15 protein-coding genes are annotated in these 15,579 nt (G+C 72.2%); 8 read left to right on the top strand and 7 right to left on the bottom strand.

What is annotated here, in order from left to right; translation table 11 throughout:
* Positions 1–5 precede the first annotated feature (5 nt).
* Both ACZ63J_RS21230 and ACZ63J_RS21225 read right to left on the bottom strand, forming a co-directional pair.
* On the bottom strand, positions 6–734 hold the full coding sequence (locus ACZ63J_RS21230) for a S1 family peptidase (RefSeq protein WP_465402270.1): 729 nt from the start codon (positions 732–734) through the stop codon (positions 6–8).
* A gap of 115 nt (positions 735–849) precedes the next feature.
* Positions 850–1,731 carry a cyclase family protein gene (locus tag ACZ63J_RS21225; RefSeq protein ID WP_465402272.1) on the bottom strand — a complete coding sequence of 294 codons (882 nt, stop codon included), beginning with the start codon at positions 1,729–1,731 and terminating at the stop codon, positions 850–852.
* 123 nt (positions 1,732–1,854) lie between these two features.
* On the opposite strand from ACZ63J_RS21225, the gene ACZ63J_RS21220 reads away from it, so the two are divergent.
* From ACZ63J_RS21220 to ACZ63J_RS21210, 3 genes are all read left to right on the top strand, one after another.
* On the top strand, positions 1,855–3,831 hold the full coding sequence (locus ACZ63J_RS21220) for an ATP-binding protein (RefSeq protein WP_465402274.1): 1,977 nt from the start codon (positions 1,855–1,857) through the stop codon (positions 3,829–3,831).
* A 172-nt stretch (positions 3,832–4,003) separates the two neighbouring features.
* Complete coding sequence (locus ACZ63J_RS21215; RefSeq protein ID WP_465402276.1) at positions 4,004–7,150, top strand: RHS repeat-associated core domain-containing protein; 3,147 nt, start codon at positions 4,004–4,006, stop codon at positions 7,148–7,150.
* Between the two features lie 73 nt (positions 7,151–7,223).
* Positions 7,224–7,400, top strand: coding sequence for a hypothetical protein (locus ACZ63J_RS21210; protein WP_465402278.1), 177 nt, complete (start codon positions 7,224–7,226; stop codon positions 7,398–7,400).
* Between the two features lie 200 nt (positions 7,401–7,600).
* Here the strand turns inward: ACZ63J_RS21210 and ACZ63J_RS21205 are convergent, their stop codons facing one another.
* Complete coding sequence (locus ACZ63J_RS21205) at positions 7,601–8,110, bottom strand: DUF6790 family protein (RefSeq protein ID WP_465402279.1); 510 nt, start codon at positions 8,108–8,110, stop codon at positions 7,601–7,603.
* Positions 8,111–8,166: 56 nt separating this feature from the next.
* On the opposite strand from ACZ63J_RS21205, the gene ACZ63J_RS21200 reads away from it, so the two are divergent.
* Positions 8,167–8,586, top strand: a complete 420-nt coding sequence (locus ACZ63J_RS21200; RefSeq protein ID WP_465402281.1) for a MarR family winged helix-turn-helix transcriptional regulator — start codon at positions 8,167–8,169, stop codon at positions 8,584–8,586.
* 25 nt (positions 8,587–8,611) lie between these two features.
* On the opposite strand, the gene ACZ63J_RS21195 is transcribed toward ACZ63J_RS21200, so the two are convergent.
* On the bottom strand, positions 8,612–11,254 hold the full coding sequence (locus ACZ63J_RS21195) for an ATP-binding protein (RefSeq protein WP_465402282.1): 2,643 nt from the start codon (positions 11,252–11,254) through the stop codon (positions 8,612–8,614).
* A gap of 95 nt (positions 11,255–11,349) precedes the next feature.
* Between ACZ63J_RS21195 and ACZ63J_RS21190 the strand changes: the two genes are divergently transcribed.
* Positions 11,350–11,898 carry a dihydrofolate reductase family protein gene (locus ACZ63J_RS21190; protein ID WP_465402284.1) on the top strand — a complete coding sequence of 183 codons (549 nt, stop codon included), beginning with the start codon at positions 11,350–11,352 and terminating at the stop codon, positions 11,896–11,898.
* A complete protein-coding gene (locus ACZ63J_RS21185) occupies positions 11,898–12,398 on the top strand; it encodes a GNAT family N-acetyltransferase (protein ID WP_465402285.1) in 501 nt (166 codons plus the stop codon). The genes ACZ63J_RS21190 and ACZ63J_RS21185 overlap by 1 nt, the downstream gene beginning before the upstream one ends.
* Here ACZ63J_RS21185 and ACZ63J_RS21180 read toward each other — a convergent pair.
* On the bottom strand, positions 12,317–12,829 hold the full coding sequence (locus ACZ63J_RS21180; protein WP_465402287.1) for a hypothetical protein: 513 nt from the start codon (positions 12,827–12,829) through the stop codon (positions 12,317–12,319). The genes ACZ63J_RS21185 and ACZ63J_RS21180 overlap by 82 nt on opposite strands.
* 158 nt (positions 12,830–12,987) lie before the next feature.
* Between ACZ63J_RS21180 and ACZ63J_RS21175 the strand changes: the two genes are divergently transcribed.
* Positions 12,988–13,122: a hypothetical protein gene (locus ACZ63J_RS21175; RefSeq protein WP_465402289.1), complete on the top strand. Its 135-nt coding sequence runs from the start codon at positions 12,988–12,990 to the stop codon at positions 13,120–13,122.
* Here the strand turns inward: ACZ63J_RS21175 and ACZ63J_RS21170 are convergent.
* The gene (locus ACZ63J_RS21170; protein ID WP_465402291.1) at positions 13,119–14,054 is read right to left on the bottom strand and encodes an NADP-dependent oxidoreductase; all 936 of its coding nucleotides are present in this window, start codon (positions 14,052–14,054) and stop codon (positions 13,119–13,121) included. The genes ACZ63J_RS21175 and ACZ63J_RS21170 overlap by 4 nt on opposite strands.
* 92 nt (positions 14,055–14,146) lie before the next feature.
* Here ACZ63J_RS21170 and ACZ63J_RS21165 point away from each other — a divergent pair, with 92 nt between their 5' ends.
* Positions 14,147–14,734 (top strand): TetR/AcrR family transcriptional regulator, encoded by a 588-nt coding sequence (locus ACZ63J_RS21165; RefSeq protein WP_465402293.1) that lies wholly within the window; start codon positions 14,147–14,149, stop codon positions 14,732–14,734.
* Here ACZ63J_RS21165 and ACZ63J_RS21160 read toward each other — a convergent pair.
* Positions 14,721–15,572 (bottom strand): alpha/beta fold hydrolase, encoded by an 852-nt coding sequence (locus ACZ63J_RS21160; protein ID WP_465402295.1) that lies wholly within the window; start codon positions 15,570–15,572, stop codon positions 14,721–14,723. The genes ACZ63J_RS21165 and ACZ63J_RS21160 overlap by 14 nt on opposite strands.
* Positions 15,573–15,579: the final 7 nt, after the last annotated feature.

Genomic DNA, 15,579 nt, shown 5'->3' with positions numbered 1-15,579 from the left:
AATGATCAACCGCGCAGGACCCGGCGGATCCACGGAAGCTGCCGGAAGACGTCCCCGGCGCCGGCGATCTTCTCCCGGTCGGAGGTGTCGAACACCCCGACGAGCGTGTCGGCCGTCGCCCCGGTGCCCATGACCGGGCCGCCGGAGTCGCCGCCCGCGGGAACGCCGGTGACGCCGGCCGTGCAGAAGTCGGTCCCGCCCGGCTCGGCGAACCCCTCGCACCGCCGGTCGCCGACGGGCAGGACACGCAGGTCAGCCTGCTTGAGCACGTCCGACTGACACGCGTTCTCGTCACCCCGGCAGGTGGCGCCCCAGCCGTACTGGCGGACGAGGCGGCCGGCGCGCACCGGCCCCGAGCCGGGCAGCTTCGCCGGCGTGACGGCCATCGGCGGCACCTTGACCAGCATCATGTCCGCCTCCGTGGCGCCCTGCCTGCTCCCGGGCACGGGGTGGACGCGGGTGCCGGTGCGCTGGTCGAGGCTGCCGACGCGGAACTCGATGCGCGCGTCCGCGATGGGCTCGGCCTGCTCGAAGAAGCAGTGCGACGCGCTGATGACCCACTCCCGGGTGATCGCGGTGCCGGTGCACTCCCCCTTGCCGTCGACCAGCATCCGCACCGCCCACGGCGCGGTCGTGCTGACCGAGCCGCCGATCACGGCGGACGCGCCGGGCGCGAAGACGACAACGGCCGGCGCGACCAGCGCCAGCAGGACAGCGAGACGGCGAAACCTCACGCGGATTCCTTTCGGGACGGCGACTGCCGTAAATCCTTCCAGGACTGTCCGGAGTTCGCCGGGTTCGCGATCATCGGCCGGGTGAGGCCATGGTTGGTCCTTTCGAAACTCAGGCTCAGAAGATGGCCAGCGGGTTCACCGGCAGGCCGGTCGTGCCGAGGATGCGCGGAACCGCGGCCACGAACAGGAACGTGTAGCGGCCTTGCTCCCGGCAGACCGCGACAAGCTCCTCGCCGCGGGCGCCGTCGATGAGCACCAGGCCGAGGCGGCCGAGGCCCAGGCGGTGCAGCGCGCCGGGGAAGTCGTCCTTCAGCGGCGGTGACGCGTCACCGATGTCACCTGCGTAGACGGCGATCCCGCGGTCGTGCATCCACCGGACCGCGCCCGAGGTCATCCCCGGCAGCGCCCGGCCGTGATCGGGCACCCGGTCCCAGCCCGCCCGCACCACCAGGGCGTCGCCCGGCTCCACCACGACGTCCTCGCGCGCGGCGGCCGCCTCCAGGTCGCCGGCCGTGACCGCGTGGCCGTCGGGCAGCCTGCCGTCCGGGGCCAGGTCGAGCAGCACACCGCGGGTCACGATCCCGTCGGCGAACACGTCCGCGGCGCCGTGGGTCACTCCCCCGGGCCCGGAGCTGTCCGCCTGCGCGATCCCGGGGTACACCTGCCCGTCCATGACCATGTGCGACAACGCATCCAGGTGTGTCACTTCGGGATGGTGCGTCGTGACGAGCATCAGCTCGGCCATCGCCAGCGGCGGCGAACCGGTGAACGACATGATGGTCTGCACACCCGTGGTGTCCGCCTGCAGCGCGGCCATCGGCCCGCCCATCAAGGGCGCGGTCGGGGTCTTCCGCGCCAGCGAGACCGTCGATCCGGTCCGCGCCTGGGCAACCCCGCGGGCGCGGGCCTCCGCGGTGATCAGGTTGACGGTGCCGAGCTGGTCGGTGTCACCCCAGCGTCCCCAGTTGCTGGGGAACTCGGCAAAGCTCTGATCCATGACCGCTTCCTTCACTCGGGGACGACGCAGCAAGATCGTCACAGCGCCCGCGCGCGGCCACCAGCCCATCCGGTGCCCAGCTGGTGCCCATCCCGGTGAGCCGTCGTGGCTACAGTCGGGCGCATGACCTCACTCGGAGACACCGTGCGGGAGCTGCGGCGGCGGTCCTTCACCGGCCGGGACGAGGAGCTCGCCGTGTTCCGGGACGCGCTCGGCGCTCCCGGCGTGCTCTTCGTGCACGGGGTCGGCGGGGTGGGCAAGAGCGCGTTGCTCGACACGTTCTCCGACATCGCCACCGAGAAGGGCTTCGAGCCGGTTCGGGTGGACGCCCGGCACCTGACCCTCGGACGGGGAGCGCTGCCCGCCCCGGCCGGCGACGCGCCCGCCGTGCTGCTGATCGACACGTACGAACTGCTGGAGCCGCTCGACGACTGGGTCCGCGAGCACTACGTGCCTTCCCTGCCGGCGACCTGCCTGGTGGTGATCGCCGGGCGGCGCGGCCCCGGCCCGCGGTGGCGCGCGGACCCGGCCTGGCGGACGTTGCTGCGCGTCATCGCGCTCGGCAACCTGTCGGCCGAGGAGGGATGCGCGTACCTGACCGCTCACGACGTCCCCGCGGAGAGGCACGAGCGGCTGCTGAAGATCAGCCGCGGCCACCCGCTCACCCTGTCGATGATGGTGGACGCCGTGCGCCGGGGTGTAGCGCCGCGGACCCTGTCGGACGTGCCCGGCGGCGTGGGCGCGTTGCTCGCGCAGCTGCTCGACGAGGTGCCGAGCGCCCGGCATCGCCTGGCGCTGGACGTGTGCGCGCTGCTGCTCGTCACGACCGAGGACCTGCTGCGCGCGATGACCGGCGAGGACGCCGGGGAGGTGTTCGCCTGGCTGCGGACGCAGGCGTTCGTCGAGGAGACCCCGTACGGGCTCTATCCGCACGACGTCGTCCGCGACGCCATCACCGCCGACCTGCGCTGGCGCGACCCCGGCCGGTACGCCGAGCTGTACCGCAGGAAGCTCGCCGTGTTCCACGACCAGGTCCGCGCGACGACGAGTGAGCGGGAGCAGCTGGACCTCACGGTGCTGACCGTCGTGCTGAACGGCACCCGGTCCCCGCACGCCGCGCTGGCGTCGCTGCCGCCGACGATGCGGGCCTACGCCGACGAGCTGCACAACGACGACCGGGCGCCGATCGTCGCGATGACCGCCGAGTGGCAGGGGCGCGAGCAGGCCGAGCTGGTGGCGTACTGGCTGGAGCGCCGGCCCGAGGCCTTCCGGGTGTTCCGCACCGCGACCGGCGAACCGCAGGGTTACGGCGCACGCCTGGACGTCACCGAGGCGGACGTCGGGGTGGACCCGGGTGCCGACGCGATGTGGGACTATGCCTCGAAACACGGGCCGCCCCGCTCCGGCGAGCGGGTCCGCGCCTGGCGTTTCTTCCTCGACCGCGACCACGGACAACGCCCGTCACCGTCGCTGACGCTGTTCGTCGCGTGGCAGATCCTGGACATCCTCCTGATCGGCGACAGCACGGCGTGGAGCTTCGTGGGCGCGTTCGAGGACGGTGAGCTGTGGGAGCCCTCGATGGAATCCCTCGACTTCCGGGCGGCGCGCGAAGCCGCCTACACCGTCGGCGGCTCACGGTTCCCGGTGTTCGCGCACGACTGGCGCCGGACCGGCCTCGAGAAGTACACGGATCTGTTGCACGCCAACCAGATCGGCGTGTCGACGCGGCAGGCCCTCGGCGAAGCGCTGTCCCGGCCGGAGTTCACCGACGCCGTCCGAGCTGCCTTGCGCACGCTGCACAAGCCGGAGCTGTTCGGGGCGAACCCGTTGCTGCGGTCGCGGATGGTCCGGGAGCACGGGCGGGCCGACCGTACGCCCGCCGAGATTCTGCGGGAGCTGCTCGAGGAAACGGCCGCGGGTTTGAAGCCCGAACTCGGTGTGTTGATCGATCGGACGTTCCTGCGACCGACCGGTGTCCAGGAGCGCGTCGCGGAGTCCCTGCACCTGTCATTCAACACTTTCCGGCGACATCGGGACAAAGCGGTCGCGCGGCTGACCGATGTGTTGTGGGACCGGGAAACGGGGGGCCACCGGGGTTGACCGGTGCCCGCCGCCGATCGGACCAAGGTTTGAGATTCACCTCAGGTCCATTCGAGTGGTCATGTTTTGCCGTGCTGCGCCCTCGTCGCTCCCGCCGCTAGCGTGACGACGTCTGGCGGCGCCAGGCTGCCAGGGGTGGAGCCGGTGGCTCCGAGGGGAGATCTACCTTCTGATGCACCAAAAAACGTTGCGGCGGTTCGCGCTGCGCACAATCACGCTCACGTCCGTGTTCGCCCTCGTCGCCGCGGTGCCCGCGGTGGCCGTCGCGGCCCCGGGAACCGGCCGGGGTGGTGTTCCGCTGCCGGTGTCGTGGACACCGCCGTCCCAGGTGAACCGCACCCCCACCGGGGTTCCGGCCGCCGCGGTCCCGTCCAGACCGGCGGCGTCGCTCTCGCCCCGGTCGGTCACGTGTGCCACCTACTCCGGCGTCGGGACGCAGTCGTGGTTCCCGATGGACCGCTATGCGATTTCGGACCGGACGGAGCTGCTGGTCAACCGGGACAGCGGCAACGCGGTGATCACCGACCGCGCGCTCACCGTCAAGGGCACCGGCTTGAACACGTCGTTCGACGCCGTCTACAACAGCACCACGCTGTTCGGCGGAGCGCTGGGCTCGTACTGGTCCATCTCCAGCGGCCCGGACGTCAGCCTCGACTTCCGGACCGGCACCGTCATCGTGCGGGACGCCTCGGGCCACTGCGAGTACTACGACGAGAACGGCGCGGGCGGCTACGACACGCCGTCGGGCGCGCACGCCACCCTGACCAAGCTTTCCAACGGCAGCTACACCCTCGTCCAGGACGACTCGGGTGACGTGCAGCTGTTCACCGGTGACGGCAGGCTGTCCTCGCAAACAGACCGCAACGGACACGCGATCACCTACCGCTACAACCCTTCCGACGGCTCGCTGGCGTCGATCACCGACACCCAGGGCCGGGTCACCACCGCCGGTTACGACGGCGCCGGGAAGCTCACCTCGATCACCGACCCGACCGGGCTGACGGCCGGTGGTTACGGCTACGACGGCAACGGCCACCTCAACACCATCACCAACCGCGCCGGCGACCAGACCAGGTTCGGCCTCGACGCCGACGGCCGGGTGACGAGCCTGACCTCGACCGAGGGCCGGACCTACACGCTGACCTACGACGCCGGCGGGCGGGTCACCCAGGTCGCCGAGCCGAACTTCGGCGGCACCGCCAGCACCACCGGCTACGTCTACGGCGACAGCACGACGACCGTGACCGACCCGAACGGCCACCCGACGACCTACACGTTCGACAGCGACGGCCGGCAGACCAAGGCCACCGACGCGCTCGGGCACAGCCGCGGGCAGTCGTGGTCGGCGCACGGTGACGTCGCGTCGCTGACCGACGGGCTGACCAACTCGGTGACCTACGACTACGACCCGCTGAACAACCTCAAGGGCGGCAAGCTCCCGACCGGCGCGGCGATGTCCGTCGGCTACACCGACACCGCCCACCCGCACCTGCCCACGCAGATCGCCGACTTCTCCGGCGACAAGGTGAACAACAGCTACGACAACGCCGGCAACCTCACCACCGTCCACTCCGACGCGCTCAACGCCGACGTCGCGAAGTACGAGTACAGCACCGGCCTGGTCACCAAGGCGACCGACGGCAACGGCCACGCCACGACCTACGGCTACGACACCGCCGGCAACCTGACCAAGGTCACCCCGCCGCTGCCGCTCCGGCCGACCAGCTACACGTACGACTCGCTGTCGCGGCTGACCAGCGTGACCGACGGCAACGGCGTCAAGCTGGTCTACGGCTACGACAAGCTCGACCGGGTCGTCTCCGTCGCCAAGGCCGACGGCACCGGCCTGGCCGCTTACACCTACGACAAGACCGGCAACCGCACGGTCTCGCAGACCGCCGGCGCCACGCTGACCAACAGCTACGAACGACGCCTGCTGACCCGTGTGGTGCGTACGGCGGGCACGGCCACCGGCACCGCGACCTACCACTACGACCTCGCCGGCAACGTGACCGCCGTCGACGACCCGACCGGCTGGGTCTACTACGGCTACGACGCCGCGAACCGGCTGACCTCGGTCAAGGACCAGGCGAACAAGACCACGACCTACGGGTACGACAACGCCGACCACCGCACCTCGGCGACCCTGCCGGGCGGGAGCACGCAGACGATCGGCGTCGACAAGTCCGGCCGGCAGACCGGCATCACGGTCAAGAACCCGGCCGGGACCACCGTCTACTCCACCACCTTCCGCTACACCAAGCCCGACGGCACCGACACCGGTCAGGTCCAGTCCCGCACCGACGCGACCGGCACCGCCGACAACACCTACGACGGCTTCGGCCGCCTCACCAAGGCCGGCGCCCGCACCTACGGCTACGACAACGTCGGCAACGTCACCAGCGGCGACGGGCACACCTACACCGTCAACGACGCCAACCAGATGACCAAGATCGACAGCACCACGGTCGGCTACGACAACGCCGGCAACCTGACGACCACCAACCCCGGCGGCCAGGCCCACTACAGCGACACCAACCAGCTGACGTCGGTCACCTCCGGGACCAGCACCCTGTTCACCGCGTCCTACGACACGCTCGACCAGACCCAGGCCGCCTCGGTCGGGGAGCAGGTGGGCTCGAGCACCGTCACGCACGTTTTCACCCGCACCGCGCTGGGCATCTCCCGCACCGTGGACAACGGCGCGAGCACCACCTACGCCCACGACGTCGACGGCAAGCTCACCGGCCTGGTCGACGCTGCGGGCAAGCACCACAACGCCGTCACCGACTACCAGGGCAGCGTGGTCGCCCTGGTCGACGACACCGGCGCGGTGACCGCCACCTACGGCTACACGCCCTACGGGTTCAACACCAGCATCACCGGCACGGCGGGCTCGGCGAACCGGCTGCGCTGGCTCGGCAGCTACCAGCTCGCCAGCAGCGAATACCTCACCGGCTACCGGCACTACAGCCCCGTCTACGCCCGCTTCACCCAGCCCGATCCCACCGGACAGGAGGACAACGCCTATGCCTACGGCGACAGCGACCCGATCAACAACAGTGACCCCGACGGGGACAGTTTCCTGCATTCGCTGGCCGGTGCGCTGATCGGTGGCGCGGTGACGTTCGTGCTCAGCGCGAGCCCCCTCGGCCCGCTCGGCGGGGCGGTCATCGGCGGCTGCGTCGGCGGCCTCGCCACGGCCGCGCTGGACAAGTCGAACCTCGCCGCCGGGTGCGGGATCGGGGCCGCCACCGGGCTCGTCGGGTTCGGCCTCGGCAAACTGGGCAAGGCAGTGGGTTCGCCCTACAACAAGTGACCATGCGGTCTCCTGGCCCGGGCCGTGCCGGTCCGGGCCAGGAGACCGGCCGTCGATCGGAGAGGTGGCCGCGGTGCCGGCGAACCGGAAGAAGACATATCTCGTCAGCGGGCTCTTGGCGCTGGTCGCGGTGGTGTGCGCGGTCGTCGCGGCGACCGCCGGGCCGGCTTTCCTGCAGTACGTGGCCATCGGGTTCTTCTGCGCGGCCGTCGCGTGCCTGGCCCCGCTGCTGTCCCGCCGGGCGGGCTGACGACCCAGGATCCGGCCGGTGAGGAACGACAGCGGGACCTGAGCGCGAAGGCCAGGTACTCCTTGCCGTGGGCCGGTGCGGAGCCCGGCATCGCGCCGGTCGTGTCATCGCGTCGGCGAACATGGTGAGCCAGTCAGCCGTTCGCGCTTCGCCGGTTCTGGTGCCGTGGCGGGTTTCCCTGGTGGCCGGCTCCCGCGGGTTCAGACCGCGACGGGGCTGGCGGCCAGACGCCGCGACCGCACCGCGAGGACGATCATGACCGCCGGGATCAGCAGGTCGGTGACGAGGACGCCGCCGGTGTTGCCCGGGGCGTGGTCGCCGTTGGCGAACCACTGGTAGAGGTGGCCGATGATGGCTCCCCACAGGAACATGCCGCCGCCGAGTCCGATGGTGATGCGCTCGCGGGCGGACGCCGAAGCGGCGCGGAAGCCCATGATGGCCAGCCCGAGGTTGGCGAAGGCGATCTCGAACAGGAACGGCGTCCGGGGAAAGCCGATCGCGGTGGCCATCACGTCCGGGAAGGCGAGGAACGCCACCGTCATCCACAGGCTGCCGATGCCGAAGGCGCCGATGGCCCACCAGCGCTGCCAGATCTCCAGCCGCTCCCGGGCCGAGGTGGCGTGGCGGGCGCGCAGGTAGGCGCCGATGGCCGGGACCACGATCCAGACCAGGGGGAAGGCTGACTGGGCGATGTAACCGAAGTTGTCCATGCCCTGAGTCTTGCATAGTTAACATTAACGCGTCAACACTCTGCTAGGCTGACCCCGTGGACGAAGGACTCGCAGACTTGCTGCACCGCGTGGTCATGCTGCTGGGCGACGCGGCCCGGCGCCGCACCGACGGCCAGGACGGCTTGACCTACAGTCAGATCCGGCTGCTCGGCACGCTGGAGGACATCGAACCGGCGACGCAGCATCGGCTGGCGCAGGCGTTGTCGGTGTCGGACCCGGCGATCAGCCGAGCGCTACGCCCCCTCGAAGCGGACGGCCTGGTCCAGATCGTCATCGACCCCACCCACGCGCGGCGACGACTGGTCACGCTCACCGAGACCGGCCGGAAAGCCTTCCACGTCAACGGGAAACCGCTCTACGACGAGTTCCGCGCCGGGTTGGTCGCCGCCGGGTTCCCGTACGAGCGCTACCTCGAAGACACCCTCCGGCTGGCGGAGCTCCTCGAATCCGACTGACCACACCGCCGGCGGCCCGGGCCGTTCAGCCCGCCACTTCCCGCGTGTACTCCAGCTCGAACCGCGCGCCGATGCGCTCCCAGAGCTCCAAGGACCGCTCGAAAGCAGCGACGTCGCCGAACCTGCCGCGCGCCCGGGCGACGCACGCCGCCGCCCAGTCGTTCTCCTCGGCCGTCGACTCAGCCTGCTCCAGCCGTCTCTCCGCATCAGGCAGCTGAGCGACGACGGCCAGTTCCGCACCCGCCGCGTTCGCGTACGCCCGGTACCACAGTTGCGGGAACTCCTGGAACGCGTTGCGCACCAGGCGATCCGCGTCGGACAAGTGTCCGTTGTGGACGGCCAGCCGAGCCTCCACGAAGGCCGTGGTGGCGGCGAGGCGGCCCGAGCGGGGCTCGGGGTGACCGGCGAACTCCAGCGTGCGAGCCCGCCACAGCCCGTGGTCACCACGCAGACCGGACGCCAGCTCCAGCACCTGCACCGACAGCGCCAGCCACGCCAGGAGCGGAGCCCCCGCCGCGCGCCACTCCGCCAACGCCCGCTCGCCGAGCTCGACGGCCTCGTCGAACCGGCCGGACAGCGTGAGCGGCGCCAGGTACTTGAGACGCGACACGAACGGGTAGTCGCCGTTGACCGGGTCCTGTTCCGTGGCGCGGGCGGCGATGGCCAGCGCGCCCGGCAGGTCGCCCACCGCCAGCGCGCACACCGAGACCGAGTGGAACAGGTCGAACATCTCGATACCGTCGGCCGGCCGGTGCCGGCTGAGCTGGGGCAGCAAGTCGAGCCGCTCGCGGGCGATGCGGTAGGCCTCGCGCAGCCGGCCCTGGCGCGCGGCCGCCGAGTTGGCGCTGTCCAAGGCACCCTGCAGCAGCGTCGGATCACCCGCGTCCTGCGCGGCTTCGACGGCGGCGGCCGGGTCGGCCCCGGCGTGCCACGCCTGGGCGGTGGCGAGCACTGCCGCGTGCTCACGGTCCTCGACCGGGATCCGCTCGGCCCGCGCCAGCAGGTCGGCGCGGCGGGCCGCGGGCACCGCATGGCGGAAGTCTCCGACGAAGCGCGTCGCGAGGGTCACGGCCAGCGCCAGCAGCACGGCCCGGTCCCGCTCGTCACCCGCGCGGTCGGCGCCGGTGAGCAGCAGGGCGAACGCGTCGTCGCCGTCGGCCAGCGACTGCGCGGCCTCCGACGCGCTGCGCAGGTCCCGGACGGCGTCGGCGGGCGCGGTGGCCCGGTCGGCCGCGGCGCGGTAGTGCGCGCGGGACTCGACGAACGAACCCCGGGCGAACGTCAGGTGGGCCAGCGCCCGGCCCAGCCGGTGCGCCACGGGATCCGGCTCCGCGCCGGTCCGGGCGAACGCCGCCCGCAGGTCGTCGACGACCTCGTCGTAGCGCGCCGCGCGGTCGTCGTCGAGCCCGGCTTCCAGCTCCCCCGCGACCCGGCTCGCCCACTCCAGGTGCGCCCGCAGGACGTCGTCGCGGTCCGCGTCGGCGGCGAAGTGCTCGAGCGCGAACGCCCGGACCGTCTCCAGCAGCCGGTACCGCGTGCGGTCACCGCCGCGCCGCACCACCAGGCTCTTCTCCACCAGCCGGCCGAGCAGGTGCGCGACCGTGCTCGGGCGCTCACGGGGCGAGACGGCCGCCGCGGCGTCGAGGTCGAAGCCCGCCGCGAACACCGAGAGCCGCCGGAACACCGCGCGTTCCGCGGGCTCCAGCAGGTCGTAGCTCCACCCGAGCACGTCGCCCAGCGAGTGGTGCCGTGCCTCGCCGCCACGGCCGCCGGCCACCGCCCGCAGCCGGTCTTCGAGCGCGGTGAGAAGCCCGTCGACGCCGAGGGCGGCGGCCCGCGCGGCCGCCAGCTCGATGGCCAGCGGCAGCCCGTCGAGCCGGGCGCACGCCTCGGTGACCAGCGCGGGAGCGGCGGCGAACGTGCGGTCGGCGCCGCGGGCGCGGTCGAGGAACAGCGTCTCGGCGGCCGAGCCGAGCGGCAGCGGCGGCACCGCGTGCGCTTCCTCGCCCGTGACACCGAGCCGTTCCCGGCTGGTGGCGAGGATCCGCAGCCGTCCGCCCGCGCGCAGCAGGGCCTCGACGAGCTCGCCGACGTCGTCGAGCACGTGCTCGCAGTTGTCCAGCACCAGCAGCATCGCCCGGCCGCGGACCCGGTCGGCGACGCTGTCGAGCAGCGGCCGCGGCGGGCGTTCGGTGACGCCGAGCGCGGCGGCCGCGGCGGCCACCACCTGCCCGGGCGGGACCGGGACGAGGTCGAGGTACACGACGCCGGCCGGGAACCGCGCGGCCGCGGCCGCCGTGACGGCGAGCCGGGTCTTGCCGACCCCGCCCGGCCCGGTGAGGGTCACCAGCCGGGTCGTGTCGATCGCCGCCCGCACGGCCTGGAGCTCCTCTTCGCGGCCGACGAAGCTGGTCCGGGCCTCCGGCAACACGGCGTCTTCGGCCCGCGCCCCTAGCTCGGCCGCCTCGGCGGCGAGCGTGGCCAGCTCGCGACGGTCGGTCGCGCCGCTCTTGCGCAGGAGCGCCGACACGTGGCTTTCCACCGTGCGGGCGGAGATGTGCAGCCGGCCGGCGATCTGCGCGTTCGTCAGGTGCTCGCCGACGGCCGCGAGCACCTCGACCTCCCTGGCCGAGATCTCTCCCCACGGCAGCGCACCCACCCCGGACATGATTCCGTACCCGATCCGTGGTGAGCACGGATGCCCGGACGGGCCGCGTGGCGCAGGCTCTCCCCATCGGACGAACCGGCCACGGGAGGCACCCCATGCGACGCATCATCAACTCGACGTACATCTCGCTCGACGGCGTGATCGAGAGCCCGCACCACTGGCCCTCGAGCGGCCCCGACGGCGGCCAGGGCGAGGCCGTGCAGACCGAGCTGCTGCTCTCGTCCGACGCGCTCATCATGGGCAGACGCACCTACGAGGGCTTCGCGCCCGTGTGGCCGACCCGGTCGGGCGACCCGGCGAGCGACCACATCAACGCCATGCCCAAGTACGTGGTCTCCCGGACCCTCACCGATCCCGAGTGGACCAACACGACGGTCGTCACCGGTGACCCGGTGGCCGCGATCGAGAAGCTGAAGGGCGAGCCGGGGGCCAACATCATCCAGTACGGCTTCGGGCAGCTCACGCACGCGCTGCTGGAGCACGGCCTGCTCGACGAGCTCCGCCTGTGGTTCCACCCGCTGCTCGTGCGCCAGGGCGGCCCGCGGGACCTGCTGTTCCGCGAGGGCTCCCTGACCCAGCTCGAACTGGACACGGTGACCAAGCTCGACTCGGGCATCGTGATCCTCGGCTACCAGGTCCGCTGATGGACTACCAGGGGTTCGTCAAGAGACTGGTCCTGCCGGAGGGCGTCACGGTCCCGGCGGAGCTGACCCACGGCGACGTGGTCGCCCGGGCGATCACCCGCGCCGACCTGGCCGACGACGTCGCGGGCATCAATGCGAGCCTCGACCTCATCCGGCAGACCCGCGGCGGCAGCTGGCCGACCGAGGCAGTCACCGAGGAGTACAACTACGTCGACCTGGTGTGGCACGAGTGCGAGTTCCGCGACGGCGGCTCGTACACCTACGTCCTGCGCGACCCGGCGGGCGGCTACCTGGGGTGCTGCTACCTGTACCCGATGGGCGGCCGCACGAAGCTCACCGAGGACCTGCTCGACCACGACGTCGACGTCAGCTGGTGGGTGACCCCGGACGCGTACGACCGCGAGTACTACCCGAAGGTTCACGAGGCGCTGAAACACTGGCTGGCCCACGACCTGCCGTTCCGGAAGCCGTACTTCTCGAACCGGCGGATCCCCGGATGACCTGAAGGAGCAGCACCGTCACGCCGCTCGCGACCGCGAAGAGTGAATGCCCGACCAGCGCGCTGCCGATGAGGAGGATCCGGTGGTGGTCGGTGCACCCCTCGGTCGCCGACCAGCCGGCCCACCACGACGGCGAGCGCCGGCGCGACCACCATCGGGATCGCCACCCAGCCGCCGTGGCCGACCGCGGGGCGGCCGACTTCGTGGCCGAGCGGGAACAGCAGCAGGAGGAACACGATCGGCGTGAGCCCGGCGACGGTGACCAGGACGAGCGGGCGCGGCAGCCGGGCGACGAGCTGATGCACGCGACGGTGGCCCACGTGTACCAGCAGCTGCAGAACCACCTGGACGCCCGGCTCGCGGCGGCGACCGGCCCCCGCGACCGGCTCGCGGCGTACCTCCGCGCGGTGGTGGAGTTCGTCGCCGGGCACCGGACCGCGATGCACGCGCTGGCCTCGATCTTCGTGAGCTTCCGCGACGAGGCTGGCACCAGCCCCACCTACGACGCCGACGCCGACCAGGGCGCGATCGGCACCGTCGAGCGGATCCTGCGCGAGGGCCAGGAGGACCGGCGTTCGACCCGTTCGTCATGGGATCACTCGTGCAGCGCTCGGTGGACGGCCTGGCGTTCCTCCTGGAAACCCGCCCCGAGCTCGATCTCGACGCCTACGCGGAAGAGCTCGTCGAGACCTTCGACATCGCCACCCGGTCCACTTCGGACTAGAGGTCGACGACCACCTTGCCGTGCACGTGCCGGCCGGCTTGGAGCTCGGCCGCGTCGCGGATCCGCTCGACCGGGAAGCTCGCCGCGATCGGCACCCGGAGGCGGCCTTCCGCGACCAGGCGGGCGATCTCTTCCAGGGCGCCGGGAGCGGCGTTCGCGCCGTTGGCCGCCGAAACGCCGTCGACCTGCGCGGCGATGGTGCAGATGCGGTCGTCCTGCACGCCGAGCTCTCTCGCGGTGTGCACCGTCTCCGTCCCGTGCAGGTCGATGGCGGCGGTGACGCCACCGGGCGCGAGGGCTCGGACCCGGTCGGCCAGGCCTTCGCCGTAAGCGACCGGCTCGGCTCCGAGCTCACGCAGGAAGCCGGCCGAGGTCGCCGATCCCGTCCCGAGCACCCGCGCTCCCGCGATCCGGGCCAGCTGGACGGCGAACACCCCGACCCCGCCCGCCGCGCCGCCGATCAGCACCGTGTCCTCCGGGCCCAGGTCGACCACGGCGAGGGCGGCGGACGCCGTGCGGCCGGCGATCGCGAGGGTGGCGGCGGTGCGGTCGTCGATGCCGTCGGGGGTGTGGTGAGCCTCGTTCGCCGCGGCCCCCTCGGCCAGGTCGACCACGACGAAGTCGGCGACCGCGCGGGACAGGGCGCCGCCGAACACCCGGTCGCCGGGCGCGAAGCCGGTCACCCCGGCGCCGACCTGGTCAACAACACCCGCGTAGTCGGTCCCGAAGCCGACCGGGAGGCTCAGGCCGAACCGGGCGGCGGTGTCCGCGTCGGCGGTGATGATCCAGTCCATCGGGTTCAGCCCGGCCGCGGTGACCCGCACCCGGAGCTGGCCCCGCTCGGCCTGCGGAGCGGGCACCTCCTGGACGTCCAGGGCCTCGGGGCCGCCGAACACGGCGAGCCGGACGGCCCTGCTCTGGTCTTGTGGCATGGAAACCTGTCTCCTCGGCCCGGGGAGCACGTCGAAAAGGACTATGCTCCGGTTACCCGACCGACCCTAGCACAATCGGAGCGTGTTCCGTTTTGTCTGAGGCAGAGACGCGTCCGCCACGGGCCGACGCCGCCCGCAACCGCGACCAGCTGCTCGCGGTGGCGACCCGCGTGTTCGTGGCCGGCGCCGAGCCGTCGATGCGGGCCATCGCCCGCGAAGCCGGGGTCGGCATCGCGACGCTCTACCGGCACTTCCCCACCCGCGAATCGCTGGTCGACGCGGTCTACCGCGACCAGGTCGTGCGGCTGACGACCGGCGCCCGCGACCTGCTCGCCCGGCTGGCCCCGGCCGCGGCGATGCGGCGCTGGATGGACCTGTTCGGCGACTGGATCGCGACCAAGAACGGCATGCTCGACACCCTGGTCGCGATGATCGACGCCGGCGAGATCGCCCACGCGCAGACCAGGACCGAGCTGCTGACGGCCATCTCGACGATCCTCGACGCCGGCCGCGCGGCGGGCGAGCTCCGCGCCGACGTCACCGCCGAGGACGTCGCCGCATCCCTCATCGGCATCTTCACCGTGGCGCCGCGGCCCGGGCACGAAGCCCAGGCCGGGCGCCTGCTGAACCTCCTGATGGACGGCCTCCGCCCGGGCTCGGCCCGGGTCAGCGAAGCTTGAGCTCGGCCCAGGCCAGCAGCTCGCCGACCACCTCGGCGCGGTTCGTCTCGTTGAGGATCTCGTGCCGCGCGCCCGGGTACACCCGCGTTGTCACGTCCTCGAGACCCGCGTCGCGGTAGCGCTGCACCAGGACGTCGAACAACGCGAGGTTGCCGTTCACCGGGTCCTGGTCCCCCACCGCGAGGTACAGCGGCAGGTCCGGCCGCATCCGGGACACCTCCGCCGGGTCCGACAGCCGGCGCGCGCCGACGAACATGGCCTTGGTGTTCGCCGGGTCGATCCCGAAGCCGCACAACGGGTCCGCGACATAAGCGTCCACTTCGGACTCGTCGCGGCTGAGCCAGTCGTAGTCCGTGCGCGGCGGCTGGAACGGCGCGTTGAACATCGCCAGGTCGAGGGGCTGGTCCAGGTCCAGCGCCGGCTCGAGGACGTCGAGGGCCGCCGTCCCGGTCAGGATCACCGCCGAGACGTCCGCCGAGTGGTCAAGCAGGTACTGCTGCGCCGCGAACGACCCCATGCTGTGCGCCAGCAGCACAACCGGCAGCCCGGGGAACTCCGCACGCGCATGGGCGGTCAGCACCCCGATGTCGGCCACCAGCGCCGCCCAGCCGTCCGGGCCGAGGTCGCCCGGCTCCGCGGTGATCGACGCGCCGTGGCCGCGGTGGTCCTGCCCGAACACGGCGAACCCACGCTCGGCGAACGCGCGCGCGACCCGCTCGTAGCGCCGGACGTGCTCCCCCATCCCGTGCGTCAGCTGCAGAATCCCGGCCGGCTTCCCCACCGGGTCCCACCGGTACGCCGTCACGGCTCCGGGCAGGGTGAACGTCGCATCGGGCATCGTCGCC

The organism is Amycolatopsis sp. NPDC104863, from assembly GCF_055582965.1.
Note: the sequence above shows the minus strand (reverse complement) of the source record. Positions and strands in the feature narration are given on the sequence as shown.

What these genes read in the sequence shown, in the direction of transcription:
- ACZ63J_RS21225 (WP_465402272.1), bottom strand. Translation starts at nt 1,731, where the DNA reads ATGGATCAGAGCTTTGCCGAGTTCCCCAGCAACTGGGGACGCTGGGGT.
- ACZ63J_RS21220 (WP_465402274.1), top strand. Translation starts at nt 1,855, where the DNA reads ATGACCTCACTCGGAGACACCGTGCGGGAGCTGCGGCGGCGGTCCTTC.
- ACZ63J_RS21215 (WP_465402276.1), top strand. Translation starts at nt 4,004, where the DNA reads ATGCACCAAAAAACGTTGCGGCGGTTCGCGCTGCGCACAATCACGCTC.
- ACZ63J_RS21205 (WP_465402279.1), bottom strand. Translation starts at nt 8,110, where the DNA reads ATGGACAACTTCGGTTACATCGCCCAGTCAGCCTTCCCCCTGGTCTGG.
- ACZ63J_RS21195 (WP_465402282.1), bottom strand. Translation starts at nt 11,254, where the DNA reads ATGTCCGGGGTGGGTGCGCTGCCGTGGGGAGAGATCTCGGCCAGGGAG.
- ACZ63J_RS21190 (WP_465402284.1), top strand. Translation starts at nt 11,350, where the DNA reads ATGCGACGCATCATCAACTCGACGTACATCTCGCTCGACGGCGTGATC.
- ACZ63J_RS21185 (WP_465402285.1), top strand. Translation starts at nt 11,898, where the DNA reads ATGGACTACCAGGGGTTCGTCAAGAGACTGGTCCTGCCGGAGGGCGTC.
- ACZ63J_RS21175 (WP_465402289.1), top strand. Translation starts at nt 12,988, where the DNA reads ATGGGATCACTCGTGCAGCGCTCGGTGGACGGCCTGGCGTTCCTCCTG.
- ACZ63J_RS21170 (WP_465402291.1), bottom strand. Translation starts at nt 14,054, where the DNA reads ATGCCACAAGACCAGAGCAGGGCCGTCCGGCTCGCCGTGTTCGGCGGC.
- ACZ63J_RS21160 (WP_465402295.1), bottom strand. Translation starts at nt 15,572, where the DNA reads ATGCCCGATGCGACGTTCACCCTGCCCGGAGCCGTGACGGCGTACCGG.